This is a genomic window from Pseudomonas sp. R5-89-07, from assembly GCF_003851685.1.
Taxonomy (GTDB): Bacteria; Pseudomonadota; Gammaproteobacteria; order Pseudomonadales; family Pseudomonadaceae; genus Aquipseudomonas.
Window position 1 is genome coordinate 1278409 of the sequence record NZ_CP027727.1, and the last position, 18121, is coordinate 1296529.

Annotated in this window: 17 protein-coding genes; 12 read left to right on the top strand and 5 right to left on the bottom strand. The window is 63.5% G+C overall.

Annotation, left to right across the window (positions count from 1 at the left end; genetic code table 11):
* Positions 1-13: 13 nt before the first annotated feature.
* From recO to tadA, 4 genes are all read left to right on the top strand, one after another.
* Positions 14-703: a DNA repair protein RecO gene (recO, locus tag C4J94_RS05800; protein ID WP_124385298.1), complete on the top strand. Its 690-nt coding sequence runs from the start codon at positions 14-16 to the stop codon at positions 701-703.
* 51 nt (positions 704-754) lie between these two features.
* Positions 755-1498, top strand: a complete 744-nt coding sequence (gene pdxJ / locus C4J94_RS05805) for a pyridoxine 5'-phosphate synthase (RefSeq protein WP_124385299.1) — start codon at positions 755-757, stop codon at positions 1496-1498.
* A 241-nt stretch (positions 1499-1739) separates the two neighbouring features.
* Entirely contained in the window at positions 1740-3122 is a 1383-nt protein-coding gene (locus C4J94_RS05810; protein WP_124385300.1) for a multicopper oxidase family protein, read from the top strand.
* On the top strand, positions 3122-3616 hold the full coding sequence (gene tadA / locus C4J94_RS05815; protein ID WP_124385301.1) for a tRNA adenosine(34) deaminase TadA: 495 nt from the start codon (positions 3122-3124) through the stop codon (positions 3614-3616). Before C4J94_RS05810 ends, tadA begins: the two co-directional genes overlap by 1 nt.
* Positions 3617-3757: 141 nt before the next feature.
* On the opposite strand, the gene cmoB is transcribed toward tadA, so the two are convergent.
* From cmoB to C4J94_RS05840, 5 genes are all read right to left on the bottom strand, one after another.
* Entirely contained in the window at positions 3758-4714 is a 957-nt protein-coding gene (cmoB, locus tag C4J94_RS05820; RefSeq protein WP_124385302.1) for a tRNA 5-methoxyuridine(34)/uridine 5-oxyacetic acid(34) synthase CmoB, read from the bottom strand.
* Positions 4711-5454, bottom strand: a complete 744-nt coding sequence (gene cmoA, locus C4J94_RS05825) for a carboxy-S-adenosyl-L-methionine synthase CmoA (protein ID WP_124385303.1) — start codon at positions 5452-5454, stop codon at positions 4711-4713. Before cmoA ends, cmoB begins: the two co-directional genes overlap by 4 nt.
* A gap of 111 nt (positions 5455-5565) precedes the next feature.
* Positions 5566-5955: a protease inhibitor I42 family protein gene (locus C4J94_RS05830; RefSeq protein WP_124385304.1), complete on the bottom strand. Its 390-nt coding sequence runs from the start codon at positions 5953-5955 to the stop codon at positions 5566-5568.
* A 189-nt stretch (positions 5956-6144) separates the two neighbouring features.
* Entirely contained in the window at positions 6145-8562 is a 2418-nt protein-coding gene (lon, locus tag C4J94_RS05835; protein ID WP_124385305.1) for an endopeptidase La, read from the bottom strand.
* Positions 8563-8776: 214 nt separating this feature from the next.
* On the bottom strand, positions 8777-9766 hold the full coding sequence (locus tag C4J94_RS05840) for a GntR family transcriptional regulator (protein ID WP_124385306.1): 990 nt from the start codon (positions 9764-9766) through the stop codon (positions 8777-8779).
* A 343-nt stretch (positions 9767-10109) separates the two neighbouring features.
* Here C4J94_RS05840 and C4J94_RS05845 point away from each other — a divergent pair, with 343 nt between their 5' ends.
* The 8 genes from C4J94_RS05845 (at position 10110) to C4J94_RS05880 (ending at position 18032) form a co-directional block, all read left to right on the top strand.
* Positions 10110-11441 carry an amidase gene (locus C4J94_RS05845; protein WP_124385307.1) on the top strand — a complete coding sequence of 444 codons (1332 nt, stop codon included), beginning with the start codon at positions 10110-10112 and terminating at the stop codon, positions 11439-11441.
* Between the two features lie 12 nt (positions 11442-11453).
* Positions 11454-12332 (top strand): polysaccharide deacetylase, encoded by an 879-nt coding sequence (locus tag C4J94_RS05850; protein ID WP_124385308.1) that lies wholly within the window; start codon positions 11454-11456, stop codon positions 12330-12332.
* Positions 12333-12473: 141 nt separating this feature from the next.
* Positions 12474-13814, top strand: a complete 1341-nt coding sequence (locus C4J94_RS05855) for an MFS transporter (protein ID WP_124385309.1) — start codon at positions 12474-12476, stop codon at positions 13812-13814.
* Between the two features lie 10 nt (positions 13815-13824).
* Positions 13825-14586: an SDR family NAD(P)-dependent oxidoreductase gene (locus C4J94_RS05860; protein ID WP_124385310.1), complete on the top strand. Its 762-nt coding sequence runs from the start codon at positions 13825-13827 to the stop codon at positions 14584-14586.
* A 122-nt stretch (positions 14587-14708) separates the two neighbouring features.
* Positions 14709-15458: an SDR family NAD(P)-dependent oxidoreductase gene (locus tag C4J94_RS05865; protein ID WP_124385311.1), complete on the top strand. Its 750-nt coding sequence runs from the start codon at positions 14709-14711 to the stop codon at positions 15456-15458.
* A 13-nt stretch (positions 15459-15471) separates the two neighbouring features.
* On the top strand, positions 15472-15774 hold the full coding sequence (locus tag C4J94_RS05870) for a hypothetical protein (protein WP_124385312.1): 303 nt from the start codon (positions 15472-15474) through the stop codon (positions 15772-15774).
* A gap of 111 nt (positions 15775-15885) precedes the next feature.
* Positions 15886-16860, top strand: a complete 975-nt coding sequence (locus tag C4J94_RS05875; protein WP_124385313.1) for a GTP-binding protein — start codon at positions 15886-15888, stop codon at positions 16858-16860.
* Positions 16857-18032 (top strand): PotD/PotF family extracellular solute-binding protein, encoded by a 1176-nt coding sequence (locus C4J94_RS05880; RefSeq protein ID WP_124385314.1) that lies wholly within the window; start codon positions 16857-16859, stop codon positions 18030-18032. The genes C4J94_RS05875 and C4J94_RS05880 overlap by 4 nt, the downstream gene beginning before the upstream one ends.
* Positions 18033-18121: the final 89 nt, after the last annotated feature.

Here is an 18121-nt window from a genome sequence, read left to right on the forward strand (position 1 = left end):
AGATCGAGAACCCATGTCCCAATCCCCACCGCCCAGCCAGCTTGCCTACGTCTTGCACAGCCGCGCCTACCGTGAGACCAGCGCGCTGGTGGACTTCCTCACGCCCCAAGGTCGTCTGCGCGCGGTTTTGCGCAGTGCGCGGGGCAAGGCCGGAACGTTGGCGCGGCCCTTCGTGGCGCTGGACGTGGAGTTTCGTGGCAAGGGCGAGTTGAAGAACGTCGGCCGCCTGGAAAGCGTCGGCACCTCTGCCTGGCTCAATGGTGATGCGCTGTTCAGCGGGCTCTACCTCAATGAGCTGCTGATCCGTCTGTTGCCCGCCGAAGACCCGCACCCGGCCGTCTTCGATCACTACGCCGCCACCTTGCTCGCCCTGGCGGAAGGCCGTCCCCTGGAGCCGCTGCTGCGCGCGTTTGAATGGCGCCTGCTGGATGACCTGGGTTACGGCTTTGAACTGCACAACGACCTGCACGGTGATCCCGTCGCCGCCGACGGCATGTACCGCCTGCAAGTGGACGCGGGCCTCGAGCGCGTCTATCTGTTGCAACCCGGCCTGTTCCAGGGCGCCGAACTGCTGGCCATGAGCGAAGCGGACTGGACCGCCCCCGGTGCCTTGTCCGCCGCCAAGCGCCTGATGCGTCAGGCCCTGGCCGTGCACCTGGGCGGACGGCCGCTGGTCAGTCGCGAGTTGTTTCGAAAGCCCTGACATCCCCGTGTATGCTGTGCACCGATTCTTTCCCTTTTCAGGAGCGCTTCCGTGACCACCAGCAACCGCATTCTTCTTGGCGTCAACATCGACCACGTCGCCACCCTGCGCCAGGCCCGGGGCACCCGTTACCCTGACCCGGTCAAGGCCGCGCTGGACGCCGAAGAAGCGGGCGCCGACGGCATCACCGTGCACCTGCGCGAAGACCGCCGCCATATCCAGGAGCGCGACGTGCTGCTGCTCAAGGACGTGCTGCAGACTCGCATGAATTTCGAAATGGGTGTCACTGAGGAAATGATGGCGTTTGCCGAGCGCATCCGTCCGGCGCACATTTGCCTGGTACCGGAAACCCGCCAGGAACTGACCACCGAAGGCGGCCTCGACGTGGCCGGCCAGGAAGCGCGGATCAAGGCGGCGGTGGAGCGCCTGTCGAAGATCGGCAGCGAAGTGTCGTTGTTTATCGACGCCGACGAGCGCCAGATCGAGGCCTCCCGCCGCGTCGGTGCCCCGGCCATCGAGCTGCACACCGGCCGCTACGCCGATGCCACCACGCCTACCGAAGTGGCCGACGAGCTGCAACGCATCATCGACGGCGTGAGCTGCGGCCTTCATCAAGGCCTGATCGTCAACGCCGGCCACGGCCTGCACTATCACAACGTCGAAGCCGTGGCAGCCATCAAGGGCATCAACGAACTGAACATCGGCCACGCGCTGGTGGCTCACGCGCTGTTCGTCGGCTTCAAAGGCGCCGTGGCGGAAATGAAAGCCCTGATCCTGGCCGCCGCCAAGCACTAAGTGAGCACGGTTCAAGCCACACAGAAGGTCAAAATGTGGGAGGGGGCTTGCCCCCGATAGCAGTGTGTCAGCCAATCCATCCATGACTGGTACACCGCAATCGGGGGCAAGCCCCCTCCCACATTTGATTTCTTGTTGATTTCATGAATGTGGCAATGCGAACCCTTACTGTTTAGCTCGCGCAGGTGTATCGTGTCCCCCCTTTGCGGGCCCTGGCCTGCGGTAGATACGTGAGGTTGTTGTGTCCCGATCCTTTTCCCGTCGACAAATCCTGGGTGGCCTTGCAGGCCTGGCCGTAGTGGGCGTCGGTGCCGGTGGCGGCTACCGCTACTGGCTGGGAAAGGTTGCCGAATCCGAGGCGGGGCACGATTACGAGTTGATTGCCGCGCCGTTGGACGTGGAGTTGGTGCCGGGCCATAAGACCCAAGCCTGGGCGTTCGGCCCTTCTGCACCGGGCACCGAGTTGCGTGTACGCCAGGGCGAATGGTTGCGGGTGCGCTTTATCAACCACCTGCCAGTCGCTACCACCATCCACTGGCATGGCATCCGCCTGCCGCTGGAAATGGACGGCGTGCCCTACGTCTCGCAATTGCCGGTCTTGCCGGGGGAGTACTTCGACTACAAGTTCCGCGTGCCCGACGCCGGCAGTTACTGGTATCACCCCCATGTGAACAGCAGTGAAGAACTCGGCCGTGGCCTGGTCGGCCCGTTGATCATCGAAGAGCGCGAACCCACCGGCTTCCAGCACGAACGCACCCTTAGCCTGAAAAGCTGGCACGTGGACGAAGAGGGCGCCTTTGTGGCGTTCAGTATTCCGCGCGAGGCGGCGCGTGGCGGCACGGCGGGGCGCTTGTCCACCATCAACGGCGTGTCCCAGGCGGTGATCGACCTGCCCGCCGGGCAGATCACACGTGTGCGTCTGCTCAACCTCGACAACACCCTGACCTATCGCCTCAACATCCCGGATGTCGAAGCGCAGATCTACGCGCTGGACGGCAACCCCATCGAGCCGCGCCCGCTGGGCAAGGAATACTGGCTGGGCCCCGGCATGCGTATTTGCCTGGCGATCAAGGCGCCGCCGGCGGGCGAAGAACTGTCGATCCGCAATGGCCCGGTGCGCCTGGGTACGTTCCGCTCGGTTGCCAGCAGCGACGCGCCAAGCGAATGGCCACCGGCCCTGCCGGCCAACCCGGTCGCCGAACCGGACCTGGCCAATGCGGAAAAACTCAACTTCAATTTCGAGTGGGTCGGCTCGGTGTCGGTCAACGTCGATAACGGCAAGCCACCGAGCTTGTGGCAAATCAACGGCCAGGCCTGGGACATCACCGATAAAACCTGCGCCGACCGGCCGATTGCCAAGTTGGAGAAGGGCAAAAGCTATATTTTCGAATTGAAGAACATGACCCAGTACCAGCACCCGATCCACCTGCACGGCATGAGCTTCAAGGTGATTGCGTCGAACCGCCACAAGGTCATCCCGTATTTCACCGACACCTACCTGCTGGGTAAGAACGAACGCGCCCGCGTGGCGCTGGTGGCGGATAACCCGGGGGTATGGATGTTCCACTGCCATGTGATCGACCATATGGAAACCGGCCTGATGGCTGCCATCGAGGTGGCGTGATGCGCCAGATTCGCCCCGCGATCATCGACCGCAGCCGCGACCAGGACTTCATGCGCGAAGCCCTGGCACTTGCCGCCCAAGGCGCCGCGCTGGGTGAAGTGCCGGTGGGCGCGGTACTGGTGCAGGATGGTGAGATCATCGGCCGCGGTTTCAACTGCCCCATCAGCGGCAATGACCCCAGCGCCCATGCCGAGATGGTCGCGATCCGCGCCGCGGCGCAAGCGATCAGCAACTATCGCCTGCTGGGCAGCACGCTGTATGTGACGTTGGAGCCCTGCAGCATGTGCGCGGGCCTGATCGTGCATTCGCGGGTCGCGCGGGTGGTGTATGGCGCGGTGGAGCCCAAGGCCGGGATCGTGCAGAGCCAGGGGCAGTTTTTTACCCAGAGCTTTTTGAATCATCGGGTGTTGTTTGAGGGGGGGGTACTGGCCGAAGAGTGCGGTACGGTGCTAAGTGAGTTCTTCAAGGCCCGGCGCGCCAAGCCACCGCTCTAAAAAACACTGCAAATCAACTGTGGGAGGGGGCTTGCCCCCGATAGCAGTGTGTCAGCCACCACATCCATGGCTGATACACCGCTATCGGGGGCAAGCCCCCTCCCACATTTTGGATCTTCATTTGTTCAGCGGGTTTGGCGGTTACTTCTTGGCGATGATCACGGCCCGCATCGGCGCCGGCAGCCCTTCAATCGTCTTGCTGTGATCCTCAGGGTCCAGGAAATCACTCAGCGACTGATACTTCATCCACTCCGTCCCACGCTGTTCCTCGACCGTGGTCACGCTCACATCCACGCAACGCACATCACTGAAACCGGCGCGGCGCAGCCATAGCATCAACGCCGGTACCGAGGGCAGGAACCACACGTTGCGCATCTGCGCGTAGCGATCTTCAGGCACCAGCACCTGCTGTTGGTTGCCCTCCACCACCAGGGTTTCCAGGACCAGTTCGCCGCCCTTGACCAGGGTGTCTTTCAGCGCCAGCAAATGCTCGATCGGCGAACGACGGTGGTAGAACACGCCCATGGAAAATACCGTGTCGAAACCTTCCAGGTTCGCTGGCAAGTCTTCGAACGGGAACGGCAGGTGCCACGCCCTGGGTTCTGACAGGTAGCGCTGCACCGCCTGGAACTGGCAGAAGAACAGCCAGTTCGGGTCGACGCCAATCACGCTGTCGGCGCCGGCGCCGAGCATGCGCCACATGTAATAGCCGTTGCCGCATCCCACATCGAGGATGCGCTTGCCCTTCAAGTTCAGGTGCGGCGCTACCCGCGACCACTTCCAGTCCGAGCGCCATTCGGTGTCGACGTGCACGCCGAACAGGTGGAACGGCCCCTTGCGCCACGGGCTCAGGCCCATCAGCGCGGTGTGCATTTGCGCGCGGGTGGCGTCATCGCAGTCCGTGTCCAGCACCAGGCCGGTGAGCAGGTCGACTTCGCTGGGCTGGATTTTCGGCAATGCGTCCAGTGCGCTTTGCCAACGCTCCAGGTCGCCATGGCCCTTTTCCATCTTGCTATCGAGTTGCGCTTGCAGGCCTTGGGCCCACACGGCCAGGGGAGTGCCCACCAGGTGACGGGCGAGGGGAGACAGATCAATCATGGCAAGGCAATCAACGAGGCAAAGTTAAGACACTGGAACCACGGCACGACTTTCGAGAACCCGGCCGCCAGCAGGCGTTCGCGGTGTTCTTCGAGGCTGTCGGGCTTCATGACGTTTTCGATGGCGCTGCGCTTCTGGGCAATTTCCAGTTCGCTGTAGCCGTTGGCGCGTTTGAACGCGATATGCAGGTCGGTCAGCAGCGCCTGTTCCTGGGCGTCGTTGAAGCGCAGCTTTTCCGAGAGGATCAGGGCACCGCCCGGCAGCAGCGACTGGCGGATGCGCCCGAGCAACGCCAGGCGTTCAGCGGGGGCGATAAATTGCAGGGTGAAGTTCAGCGCCACCACTGAAGCCGGCTGGAATTGCAGGGCGAGGATATCGCCCTCGATCACTTCCACCGGCAACAACTCCTGGAACATCGAATCCTGGCCATTGAGGTATTGGCGGCAGCGTTCGACCATCGCCGTCGAGTTATCCACCGCGATCACCCGGCAACCCTCGGTGCGCACATGGCGGCGCAGCGCTTGGGTCACGGCGCCCAGGGACGAGCCCAGGTCGTACAGCACACTGTCCGGCTGGGCGAACTGGGCGGCAAGCACGCCGAGGTTTTCGACGATGGTCGGGTAACCGGGTACCGAGCGCTTGATCATGTCCGGGAACACCCGCACCACGTCCTCGTTAAAGGCGAAGTCCGGCACCTGGGCCAGGGGCTGGGCGAATAGGCGATCGGGTTCTTTGCTCACGGTTGTTCCGGCGACGAAGGGGAAAGGCCGGCATTTTAGCCAACTTGGCCCTCGGATGCGCGCGTTGTCTGATGGAAAGCCGAAGACCGGCAATAGCCAGGGATCTGCCGATCAGTTCACCGTAATGGCGCAGTCGAACGTTTCGACGGGTTCAGCCTCAGGCTCCCACGGTTGCTGGGAGGTCAGGCGCAAACGGCCTTGCCCTGGGGTAAATGCCTGGAAGCGCCAGGTGGACTGGCCGCCGCCACCGATCACGCCGGATTCGCTGCTGCTGTACACCTCCGGGCTCAGCGCACGCAACACGCCGCCGGCGGAATCCTGGATGGCCCAGCGGTAGCCGGTGGTGGGATTGCTCGGCAGGGTGAGGATGAGGTTCTGTCCGGTTTTAAGCGCGAGCGGGCAGGCGCTCTGGTTGTCCACGGTGACGTTTTGCTTGGGCGCGCTGGCGCACGCGGCCAGCAGGGCAAGGCTTAAGGGGAGAAGCAGGCGGGCTGCGGTCATGGAGGCTCCGTTGATACACGACGAAGGGCGAGCATAACCGAAGATGAGGCGGGGTGTGACAGGAGGGGGTTGTGTTGGCAGGTCTGGCCTCATCGGGGGCAAGCCCCCTCCCACATTTGAATTGTGAATAGATTCAAGTGTGGGAGGGGGCTTGCCCCCGATAGTGCCAGCTCAGGCACTACATAACTGTCAGAAAAGCACCTTTGCCACATCCGCAAAACGCTTGGCAAAGTGCACGGTCATGCCTTCCTTCAAGTACTCCGGCAACTCTTCAAAACTCCCGCGATTGGGCTCCGGCAAGATCAGCTCGTGAATCTTCTGGCGCCGCGCCGCAATCACTTTCTCACGCACCCCGCCAATCGGCAGTACATGCCCGGTCAAGGTCAGTTCGCCGGTCATGGCCACGCCTTTTTTCGGCGGTTGGTTACGCGCCAGGGACAGCAGCGCGCTGGCCATGGTCACGCCCGCGCTCGGCCCGTCTTTTGGCGTGGCGCCTTCCGGCACATGCAAGTGTACGAAGGCTTCATCGAAGAACTTCGGATCACCGCCAAACGACTTCAGGTTGGAGCTGATGAAGCTGTAGGCGATTTCCGCGGATTCTTTCATCACTTCACCCAGTTGCCCGGTGAGCTTGAAGCCGCGATTGAGCGTGTGGATGCGCGTCGCTTCAATCGGCAAAGTCGCGCCGCCCATGCTGGTCCAGGCCAGGCCGGTAATCACGCCGGTGCCGGACAGCACTTGCTCATTGCGAAACACCGGCATGCCCAGCGACGCTTCCAGGTCCTTGTTGCCGATCTTGATCACCGTGTCCGGCTCATCCAGCAGCTTGACCACCGCCTTGCGCACCAGTTTGCCCAGTTGTTTCTCCAACTGACGCACACCGGCTTCCCGTGCATACCCATCGATCAACGCGCGCAAGGCGCCGTCGCTGATGCTCAGGCTGGTTTTCGCCACGCCGGCTTTTTCCAGCTGCTTGGGCCACAGGTGACGCTTGGCGATGGCGACTTTTTCTTCGGTGATGTAGCCCGACAGGCGAATCACTTCCATACGGTCGAGCAACGGACCGGGAATCGAGTCCAGGGTGTTGGCGGTGCACACGAACAGCACTTTGGACAGGTCCAGGCGCAGGTCCAGGTAGTGGTCGAGGAATTCGACGTTCTGCTCGGGGTCGAGGGTTTCGAGCAGGGCAGACGCCGGGTCGCCCTGGAAGCTCTGGCCCATCTTGTCGATTTCGTCGAGCATGATCACCGGGTTCATCACCTCCACATCCTTGAGCGCCTGCACCAGCTTGCCGGGCAGGGCGCCGATGTAGGTGCGGCGGTGGCCCTTGATCTCGGCCTCGTCGCGCATGCCGCCGACACTGAAGCGGTAGAACGGCCGCCCCAGGGATTCGGCGATGGATTTACCCACGCTGGTCTTGCCCACGCCCGGCGGGCCCACCAGCAGCACGATGGAACCGGCAACTTCACCTTTATAGGCGCCGACCGCGAGGAATTCGAGGATGCGGCTCTTGATGTCGTCCAGGCCCGCATGGTGTTTATCCAACACCTTGCGCGCATGTTTCAGGTCGAGTTTGTCTTCGCCATACACGCCCCACGGAACGGAGGTCGCCCAGTCCAGGTAGTTGCGGGTGACGGCGTATTCCGGCGAGCCGGTTTCGAGGATCGACAGCTTGTTGAGTTCTTCATCGATACGCTTCTGCGCCTGGGCCGGCAGCGTCTTGCCCACCAGTCGCTGCTCGAATTGTTCGACATCGGCGCTGCGGTCGTCCTTGGTCAAGCCCAGCTCCTGCTGGATCACCTTGAGCTGTTCCTTGAGGAAGAACTCGCGCTGATGCTCGCCGATCTTGCGGTTCACTTCAGCCGACAGTTCTTTTTGCAGGCGCGCGACTTCGACCTCTTTGCGCAGCATCGGCAGCACTTTCTCCATGCGCTTGAGCATGGGCACGCAGTCCAGCACTTCCTGCAGCTCGTTACCGGTGGCCGAGGTCAGCGCGGCGGCGAAGTCGGTGAGCGGTGACGGGTCGTTGGGGCTGAAGCGGTTGAGGTAGTTCTTCAACTCCTCGCTGTACAGCGGGTTGAGCGGCAGCAGTTCCTTGATCGCATTGATCAGCGCCATGCCGTAGGCCTTGACCTCGTCGGTCGGCTCGCTCGGCTGGTGCGGGTATTCGACCTCCACCAGGTACGGTGGGCGGTGATGCTTGAGCCAGGTCTTGATGCGCACGCGGGTCAGGCCCTGGGCGACGAACTGCAGCTTGCCGTTCTCGCGGCTGGCGTGGTGTACCTTGACCAGGGTGCCGTACAGCGGCAGGGCCGAGGTGTCGAAATGGCGCGGGTCTTCGGGCGGTGTATCCATGAAGAACAGGGCGAGGGAGTGGTGGTCGGACTTGCTCACCAGTTCCAGGGTTTCGGCCCAGGGCTCTTCGTTGACGATCACCGGCAGCACTTGCGCCGGGAAGAAGGGCCGGTTGTGGATCGGGATGATGTAGACCTTGTCCGGCAGGTTTTGCCCAGGCAGGGCCAGGCCGGTGTTGGACGAGGTTTCAGCGTTCTCGGGGTCGGCGTAGTCGTTCAGGTCGTAATCGGGGACGTCTTGCTGGTCGCTCATGGGGCACCTGCATAAGGAAGTATGCAGCTTAGATGGGGCGGGGCAGTGGTGGTTTCAAGCGCAGGGGTAAGATAGCAACATATTACATAAAGTTACCGCAGCGACTCGGTCATTGTGGGAAGGAGCTTGCCCCCGATATCGGTGGTTCAGATAAACAATGGTGACTGACACGCCGCCATCGGGGGCAAGCCCCCTCCCACATTTGGCCTGTGAGTCAGCTGATTTTGTGCAGGTAGGCGGGAAGGGGCTGTTCGGGCAATACCGAGAGCACCTTCAACCGCTGCAACATCCTCTGGCTTGCCCGCTGCAAATGCTCACGCAAATTCAACGCCGCCGCATCGAACGCGCCATGCAGCAACAGCTCCAGGATCAACCGATGTTCGGCCAGCATGGCGGGATCGGCGCCGATGCCCAGCAATCGATAGAAGATCCGGCTGATGATCATCGGGCTCTGGCCCTGGCGGATCAGCGCGGCGATCTTGCGGTTTTGCAGGCCGGCCAGGCAGCGCTGGTGCAAGTCCTCTTCGATCTGCTCGATGGCTTGCAGGCTGCAGTGCGGGTTCTCCTGGGCGTCCATGACCCGCTGCAGCATGGCTTCGAGGGCTTGCCGGTCGAGGTCCGGGGCGCTCTGGCGCAGGGCCTCGGGTTCCAGGCAGGCGCGCAGTTCGTAGTCTTCGATGACTTCCCGCGCGGTCAACGGCCCGGCCAGCCATTGGGAATAGGGTTCTTTCTCCACCAGGCCACGGTCGCGCAGGCGCATTAGCGCTTCACGGACCACGGCGCGGCTGACGCCGTAGTGGTCGGCGGCGGCCTGCTCGTCCAGGCGGTAATGGCCGAAGGCGATGCAGGTGGACAACGCCGCGCCGATTTCCTCGACGATGCGCTCGCCCAATGGCCGAGTGTCTACCAGTTCATCGTTGCTATCGAGGCCCAGGTGCGCGTGGCTCAGGGGCAGGCGCAGCGGTTCCACGGCGACGCGCTCAGGGTTGATCAAGTAACCGCGGCCGTTGAAGCGGCAGATCAGGCCCTCGTCATGCAGCAGGTCCAGCGCCTTGCGCACCGGCACGCGGCTGGTGCCGAACAGCTCGGCCAGCGGTGCTTCCAGTAGCACAAGCCCGTGGCGCGCGGTGCCGTTGACGATCGCATCACGCATCACCTTGTGAATCATCGCGTAACGGGATGCCGAGGCGGACACTGTTTTCATCTGCATCTCTGGGTCAAGAGTTCTAAGGCGTGGCGAAGCCCGGGATTCTCTCATAGATGGGCCTGTCACTCTGCGCCACGTCGGTGGCACTTTCTTGGGGCCTTTGGCGCCATCCTGTTACCTTTCTGCACCAAAATGTATTTATTAATAAAAGATACATTATTTCGTCCGAGCCCTGGCTCAGCACCCGCGTCGAATTATTTCGCGTCGCTTGAAGGCTTCTATCCCGTGGTCATGGCTCAAGACGCGCAATAAACGAGGCAGCGTCCGGCAAGAGATTGGCACGAAAGCTGCTCGCTTAAAACGTACATTTTATAAATATATACGTTTTAAGGTGATCCCGATGTCAGACGCCACCTCCATGGCCGAAGCGTTCGCCAGCGGTCAAAGCGACCCGGTGCAGGTCCTTGAACAAGCGCTTGTCCACGCGAGCACGGCGCCCAGCGTGTTTATCTCCCTGACCGCCGAGCGTGCGTTGCGTGAAGCCGAGGCGTCCGCTGCGCGCTGGCGTGCCGGCCAGCCGCTGAGTGCGTTCGACGGCGTGCCCCTGGCCTGGAAGGACCTGTTCGACGTGGCCGGCAGCCTCACCACCGCAGGCGCCGCCTATCGCCGCCAGGCGCCGGCCGCCTTGCTCGATGCGCCCAGCGTGGGGCTGTTGTGCCGCGCCGGGATGGTCAGTATCGGCAAGACCAACCTCAGTGAGCTGGCGTATTCCGGCCTGGGCCTGAACCCGCACTTCGGCACGCCCCATAACCCGAACAGCCGCGATCAGCCACGGATTCCCGGCGGTTCCTCATCGGGTTCGGGCGTGGCGGTGGCGGCCGGCATCGTGCCGATTGCCATGGGCACCGACACCGCCGGCTCGATCCGCATTCCCGCCGCGCTCAATGGCGTGGTGGGCTACCGCAGCAGCTGCCGCCGCTACAGCCGCGACGGCGTATTCCCCCTGGCCCGTAGCCTCGACAGCCTCGGCCCGCTGACTCGCAGCGTGCGCGATGCACTGGTCATCGACGACCTGCTCCATGGCCGCGCGCAAACCCACAGTGCGCGCAGCCTGAAGGGCCAGCGTTTTGTGCTTGAGCAAGGCGTGCTGCAAGACGTTGAGCCGGCGGTGCGCGGCAACCTGCTGCGCGCGGTGGACCAGCTCAGAGCCTGCGGTGCGCTGGTCGACGAGCGCCCCTGCGCCACGTTCCAGGCCACCCTCGATTTGATCCGTCAACACGGCTGGCTCGGCGCTTTCGAAGCGTTCGCCCTGCACCAGGCCTTGCTCGACAGCCGTGACGCCGAGCAACTCGACCCGCGTGTGCGCCGCCGTCTCGAAGCTGCCCGCACCCTGCCGGCCAGTCAACTGATTCACCTGACCGATGCGCGCCGGCGCTTGCAGCACCAACTGAGCGACGACCTCGACGGCGCTCTGCTGATCACCCCGACGGTCGCCCACGTCGCCCCGGCGCTGGCACCGCTGGAAGCCGACGACGCGCTGTTCGTCAGCACCAACCTCGCCACCCTGCGCCTGACCATGCCCGGCAGCCTGCTCGACATGCCGGGGGTCAGCCTGCCCAGCGGTCGCGATGCCCTCGGCCTGCCTACCGGGCTGCTGCTCAGCGCCCCCTGTGGCGAGGATGCGCGCCTGCTCAGGGCCGCGCTGTCGGTCGAAAGCGCCCTCAACCCTTGAAGGAGAAACACCATGGCTAAAGACATCCTCTGTGCATTCGGCGTCGACGTGGACGCCGTCGCCGGCTGGCTCGGTTCCTACGGCGGTGAAGACTCGCCAGACGACATCTCCCGCGGCCTGTTCGCCGGTGAAGTCGGCGCGCCGCGCCTGCTCAAACTGTTCGAGCGCTACGGTCTGCGCACTACCTGGTTCATCCCCGGCCACTCGATGGAAACCTTCTCCGAACAGATGAAGGCAGTCGCCGACGCCGGCCACGAAATCGGCGTGCATGGCTACAGCCACGAAAACCCCATCGCGATGACCGCCGAGCAGGAAGAAATCGTCCTGGATAAATCCATCGAACTGATCACCCAGGTCACCGGCAAGCGCCCCACCGGCTACGTCGCGCCATGGTGGGAATTCAGCAAGGTGACCAACGAGCTGCTGCTGAAAAAAGGCATCAAGTACGACCACAGCCTGATGCACAACGACTTCCACCCCTACTACGTGCGCAAGGGCGACAGCTGGACCAAGATCGACTACAGCCAGCACCCCGACACCTGGATGAAACCCCTGGTGCGCGGCGAGGAAACCGACCTGGTGGAAATCCCGGCCAACTGGTACCTCGACGACCTGCCGCCGATGATGTTCATCAAGAAAGCCCCCAACAGCCATGGCTTCGTCAACCCGCGTCACCTGGAAGAGATGTGGCGCGACCAGTTCGACTGGGTCTACCGCGAGCACGAACACGCGGTATTCACCATGACCATCCACCCCGACGTGTCCGGCCGCCCGCAGGTGCTGCTGATGCTTGAGCGCCTGATCGAACACATCCAGAGCCATGCCGGCGTGCGCTTCGTCACCTTCGACGAAATCGCCGACGACTTCATCCGCCGTCAGCCCCGCACCTGACCTGAACCCTGTAGGAGCGAGCTTGCTCGCGAAAAGCCTGAGAGCACCGCGTGCATTCAGGAGGCCCGCGTCATCGTTGACGATTTTCGCGAGCAAGCTCGCTCCTACAGAAAGCCCACCCTACCTCCCGAGGCGCGCTCCATGTCTATCTACAACAAGCTTGACCTGACTGGCTGGAAACCCCGGCAACTGACGTCCCAGGAAGTGCGCTTCGCTACCTGGATCGCGTTTTTCGCCTGGGTGTTCGCGGTGTATGACTTCATCCTGTTCGGCACCTTGCTGCCGGAAATCGGCCGGCACTTTGGCTGGGGTGAAGTGGAGCAGGCGCAAATCGCGACCTGGGTGGCGGTGGGCACGGCGGTGGTCGCGTTTGCCATCGGGCCCATCGTCGACAGACTAGGGCGGCGCCAGGGGATTATTTTGACCGTGGCCGGTTCCGCGCTGTGCTCGGCGCTCACCGCGATTGGCGGGGCGTGGGGCAAGTCGCCGCTGATCCTGATTCGCTCGCTGGGTGGCCTGGGGTATGCCGAAGAAACGGTGAATGCCACCTATTTGAGTGAGCTGTATGGCGCTTCGCAAGACCCGAAACTGACCAAGCGTCGCGGGTTCATCTACAGCCTGGTGCAAGGCGGCTGGCCGGTCGGTGCGCTGATCGCCGCCGGACTCACCGCACTGCTGCTGCCGATTATAGGCTGGCAGGGTTGCTTCATCTTCGCTGCGATCCCGGCCATCGTGATTGCGATCATGGCGCGCAAGCTCAAGGAGAGCCCGCAGTTCCAGATTCACCAGCGCATCAGCCAACTGCGTAAACGCGGTGCGGTGAGCGAGGCGCAGAACGTCGCCGCCACCTACGGCGTGGACTATGACGAACACAGCAAGGCCGGCCTCAAGGCCGCGTTCCGTGGCCCGGCCCGCCGCGCCACCCTGGTGATCGGCGCCGCGTTGCTGCTCAACTGGGCGGCGATCCAGGTGTTCAGTGTGCTCGGCACTTCGGTGATCGTCAGCGTGCACCACATCTCGTTCGAGAACTCACTGATCATCCTGGTGCTGTCGAACCTGGTGGGCTATTGCGGCTACCTGAGCCACGGCTGGATGGGCGACAAGATCGGCCGACGCAACGTGATCGGCCTGGGCTGGATGCTCGGCGGCCTGGCATTCGCCGGGATGCTGTTCGGCCCGAGCAATATGCCGATGGTGGTCGGGCTGTACAGCCTGGGCCTGTTCTTCCTGATCGGGCCCTACTCGGCGGCGCTGTTCTTTATCAGCGAAAGTTTCCCCACCAGCATCCGCGCCACCGGTGGCGCGATCATCCATGCCATGGGGCCAATCGGCGCCGTGGTGGCCGGGTTTGGCGCCACCCAGGTGTTGTCCGCCGGCAGTGACTGGCAGACCGCCGCGCTGTGGTTCGGCGCGCTGCCGTGCTTTCTGTCGGGTGCCTTGATGTTTGCCGCACGCCACGTGCGTCCGGAAACCGTTCAGTAAGGAGTTATCGATGAGCCGTAAAGTTGCCTTGATTACCGGTGCCGCCAGCGGCATCGGCCAAGCCCTTGCCGTGGCCTATGCGCGCAGCGGCGTAGCGGTGGTGGGTGGGTATTACCCGGCCGATCCCCATGATCCGCAAAGCACTGTTGCCCTGGTGGAAGAGGCCGGTGGCGAGTGCCTGATGCTGGCGCTGGACGTGGGCGACAGCGCCTCGGTGGACGCCCTGGCCGAGCACGCGGTGCAGCATTTCGGACGCCTCGATTATGCGGTGGCCAATGCCGGGTTGTTGCGTCGCGCACCGCTGCTGGAAATGAGCGATGCGTTGTGGGACGAGATGCTCAATATCGACCTCACGGGGGTGATGCGCACCTTCCGTGCCGCCACGCGCTATATGACCGAAGGCGGTGCGCTGGTGGCGATTTCGTCGATTGCCGGTGGCGTGTATGGCTGGCAGGAACACAGCCACTACGCGGCGGCCAAGGCCGGGGTGCCGGGATTGTGCCGTTCGCTGGCGGTGGAATTGGCGGCCAAGGGCATTCGGTGCAATGCGGTGATCCCCGGGTTGATCGAGACGCCGCAGTCATTGGATGCGAAGAATTCGCTGGGGCCTGAAGGGTTGGCCAAGGCGGCCAGGGCGATCCCGCTGGGCCGGGTAGGGCGCGCCGATGAAGTGGCGTCGCTGGTGCAGTTCCTGACCAGTGACGCCTCAAGCTACTTGACCGGACAAAGCATCGTCATCGACGGCGGCCTGACCGTGCGCTGGCCTGACTGAAGGTACTCAACCCAAAAGTGTGGGAGGGGGCTCACTGTTACCACTGACTCTACTCAACCCAAACTGTGGGAGGGGGCAAGCCCCCTCCCACAGTGGACCGCGTTTACCATTGAGGAACTGCCATGCTCCAACTGACTAACCGCCGCGCCGTCATCACCGGTGCCGGCAGCGGCATCGGCGCCGCCATCGCCCAGGCTTATGCGATTGAAGGCGCGCGCCTGGTGCTGGCCGATCGCAACGCCGCGAGCCTCGCCGAAGTCGCGATCACCTGTCGTAACCTCGGTGCCGAGGTAGTCGAATGCCTGGCCGATGTCGGCAGCGTCGAAGGCGCCCAGGCCGGCGTTGACCGTTGCGTCGAACACTTCGGCAGTATCGACATTCTGGTCAACAACGCCGGCATGCTGACCCAGGCGCGGTGCGTCGATCTGACCATCGCCCTGTGGGACGAGATGCTGCGCGTCGACCTCACCAGCGTCTTCGTCGCCAGCCAGCGTGCCTTGCCGCATATGCTCGCGCAGCGCTGGGGGCGGATCATCAACGTTGCCTCGCAACTGGGCATCAAGGGCGGTGCCGAGCTGAGCCATTACGCGGCGGCCAAGGCCGGGGTGATCGGCTTCACCAAGTCCCTGGCCCTGGAAGTGGCCAAGGACAATGTGCTGGTCAACGCCATTGCTCCCGGCCCCATCGAAACCCCGTTGGTGGGCGGCATCAGCGACAGCTGGAAACGCGCCAAGGCCGCCGAACTGCCGCTGGGCCGCTTCGGCCTGGCGGACGAAGTCGCGCCTACCGCCGTGCTGCTGGCCAGTACCCCGGGCGGCAATCTGTTCGTCGGCCAGACCCTCGGCCCGAACGCCGGCGATGTCATGCCATGAGCGGGGTTTGAACATGTGCGGACTGTGTGGCCTGCTCGGCGAAGACCTGCATTGGAGCGACCCCTTGGGCGATGCGCTGCCCCGGCGGCGCGAGCGCCTGCGCCGGATTGCGGCGATCAACCAGGTGCTGGCGGTGTTCCGGCTCAAGGTCGAGGACTTCCAGGGCGCCTCCTATCTGCTGCTCGGCGCCACCGGCAAACAGGCCCTGGCCAGCGGCCTGGATCAACTCTGGCAGGCGGCCGAAACCCTGCTCGGCCGCCCGCTGGACCCCCTTGACCCGCGTCTACTTGACCACCTGGAAAACACCCCACTGTAGGAGCGAGCTTGCTCGCGAAAAACGTCAACGCTAACGCGTGTTGTCTGGATGTACGTGGCGCTCTCGGGTTTTTCGCGAGCAAGCTCGCTCCTACAGGGGGCGGAGGTAAATATGAGTATTGCCCTGAATGTCATCACCGGTTTCCTCGGCAGCGGCAAGACCACCTTGCTCAAGCGCCTGTTGCAGGGCGAAAGCCTGGGCGACACCGCGTTGCTGATCAACGAGTTCGGCGATGTCGGCATCGACCATCTGCTGGTTGAAGAAGTCGCGCCGGATACCGTCCTGCTGCCCAGCGGCTGCGTGTGCTGCTCGATTCGCGGTGAGTTGAAAGACGCGCTACTGGGCCTGTTGCAACGCCGTGAGCGCGGCGAGATTCCGGCCTTCAAACGGGTGATCCTGGAAACCACCGGCCTGGCCGACCCCGCGCCAATCCTCGCTACGCTGAACAACGACGTGCAACTGCGCGGGCGTTTTCATATCGGCCTGGTGATCACCCTGGTCGATGCCAGCCATGCTGCACTGCAAGAGCGCCTGCACCCGGAGTGGCTGGCCCAGGTGGCGGCGGCCGACCGGTTGCTGTTGAGCAAGACCGACCTGGTCGACGATTGCACCGCGTTGCGCGAGCACCTGCAGGCCCTCAACGCCGGTACGTTGATCCTCCAGACCCAGGCCATTCTCAGCGGCGATCAACTGCTGCTCGGCGAAGGTGTGCGCGGCGCCGAGCCCGCCGTGGAGGTCAGTCGCTGGCAGCTGCATCAACCCGTCACGGCCCGTCACGGCGCGGCGCAGGTGTGCTGCCTGACCTTCGAGCAACCGCTGGACTGGGTCGGGTTCGGGGTGTGGTTGTCGATGCTGCTAAGATGCCACGGCGAACGAATCCTTCGCGTCAAAGGACTGCTCAACGTGAACGCAAGCTCGGCCCCTATCGTCATCCATGGCGTGCAGCACTGCCTGCATGCCCCGGTGCATCTGCCCGCCTGGCCAGGCACCGAGCGCCACTCGCGCCTGGTGTTCATCCTGCGTGGCCTCGACCCTGCGCAGTTGCGCCGTTCCTTCGACGTGTTCGCACGGCGGTTCGCAGCATGATCACGTTGCGTGTACTCGGCACCTCCGTGACCTTGCTCGAATGCCTGCGCGTGCGCGCCGAGCAGGAGCTGGGCATTCGCCTGGTGTACCAGGTGCATGATGTGGAACAGGCCCAGCGTATCGCGGTGATGCAGCCCGACAGCTACGACTTGTACGACCAGTGGTTCCACAACGTCGACTTCGTGTGGCCGGCGCGGGCCATCCAGCCCATCGACACGCGGCGCATCGCGCTGTGGCACGAGATCAACGACCTGCCCAAGCGCGGCCGACTGTCGCCCAACGATCGCCTGGGCAGCGGCAGCGTGCCGAGTGAGCGGCTGTTCGTGCAGCATGACGGCAGCCTCGGCAGCAGCGTGACCGAGCGCATCAGCATGTTGCCGCTGACCCACAACGCCGACAGTTTTGCCTATCGCCCCGAGCGTTTGCCCGAGGGTTTTTGCCACGGCAACGAAAGCTGGGGCTGGCTGCTCGACCCGGCGTGGCGCGCGCGCACAGCACTGCAAAGTGATGCCGCCATCGGTGCGCTGGATGCCGCGCTGGCGGTGCAGGGTGCGGGGCTGGCGCAGTTCAGGGACATCGGCAACATGAGCATCGAGGAGATCGACGTACTCGCCGGGATTCTGGTGCGCAAGCAAAAAGAGGGGCACTTTGCGGCGTTCTGGTCCGACGATGAAGAAGCCGCGCAATTGATGCTCAGCCCCAGCATCGACATCCAGAGCCTGTGGTCGCCCACCTTGATGCGTCTGCACCGTGCCGGCGTGAAATACCGGCTTGCCGTGCCGCGTGAAGGCTATCGCGCCTGGTTCGGCGGGCTATCGTTGTCGCGCCATGCACGGGGCCCGGTGCTGGATGCGGCCTACGCCTACCTCAATTGGTGGTTGTCCGGCTGGCCGGGGGCGGTGATGGCGCGCCAGGGTTACTACATCGGCAACCCGGCGCGCAGCCGCGACCACCTGAGCAGCGCCGAGTGGGATTACTGGTACGCCGGCAAACCTGCACGCGAAGAGCTGCTGGGCAGCGACGGCTTGCCGTTGATCGACATCGGCGAAGTGCGTGACGGCGGCTCCTATGAGCAACGCATGGGGCACATCGCGGTGTGGAATTCGGTGATGGATGAACACAATTATCTGGTGCGCCGTTGGGGCGATTTCATGCGCGCACGCTGCCTGTAGTTTCCAGTCCTGTAAGCGCGAGCAGCTGTTTTACGATCAAAAAAAGCAGCCAGAAAAAAAGGCGGCTACCCGTGAAGGTAGCCGCCTTT

Excerpts from the sequence above, each read along its gene's own strand:
- C4J94_RS05860 (WP_124385310.1), top strand. The coding sequence starts at position 13,825 with ATGAGCCGTAAAGTTGCCTTGATTACCGGTGCCGCCAGCGGCATCGGC.
- C4J94_RS05870 (WP_124385312.1), top strand. The coding sequence starts at position 15,472 with ATGTGCGGACTGTGTGGCCTGCTCGGCGAAGACCTGCATTGGAGCGAC.
- tadA (WP_124385301.1), top strand. The coding sequence starts at position 3,122 with ATGCGCCAGATTCGCCCCGCGATCATCGACCGCAGCCGCGACCAGGAC.
- C4J94_RS05880 (WP_124385314.1), top strand. The coding sequence starts at position 16,857 with ATGATCACGTTGCGTGTACTCGGCACCTCCGTGACCTTGCTCGAATGC.
- cmoB (WP_124385302.1), bottom strand. The coding sequence starts at position 4,714 with ATGATTGATCTGTCTCCCCTCGCCCGTCACCTGGTGGGCACTCCCCTG.
- C4J94_RS05855 (WP_124385309.1), top strand. The coding sequence starts at position 12,474 with ATGTCTATCTACAACAAGCTTGACCTGACTGGCTGGAAACCCCGGCAA.
- C4J94_RS05865 (WP_124385311.1), top strand. The coding sequence starts at position 14,709 with ATGCTCCAACTGACTAACCGCCGCGCCGTCATCACCGGTGCCGGCAGC.
- recO (WP_124385298.1), top strand. The coding sequence starts at position 14 with ATGTCCCAATCCCCACCGCCCAGCCAGCTTGCCTACGTCTTGCACAGC.
- C4J94_RS05875 (WP_124385313.1), top strand. The coding sequence starts at position 15,886 with ATGAGTATTGCCCTGAATGTCATCACCGGTTTCCTCGGCAGCGGCAAG.
- C4J94_RS05840 (WP_124385306.1), bottom strand. The coding sequence starts at position 9,766 with ATGAAAACAGTGTCCGCCTCGGCATCCCGTTACGCGATGATTCACAAG.
- C4J94_RS05845 (WP_124385307.1), top strand. The coding sequence starts at position 10,110 with ATGTCAGACGCCACCTCCATGGCCGAAGCGTTCGCCAGCGGTCAAAGC.
- lon (WP_124385305.1), bottom strand. The coding sequence starts at position 8,562 with ATGAGCGACCAGCAAGACGTCCCCGATTACGACCTGAACGACTACGCC.
- C4J94_RS05850 (WP_124385308.1), top strand. The coding sequence starts at position 11,454 with ATGGCTAAAGACATCCTCTGTGCATTCGGCGTCGACGTGGACGCCGTC.
- C4J94_RS05830 (WP_124385304.1), bottom strand. The coding sequence starts at position 5,955 with ATGACCGCAGCCCGCCTGCTTCTCCCCTTAAGCCTTGCCCTGCTGGCC.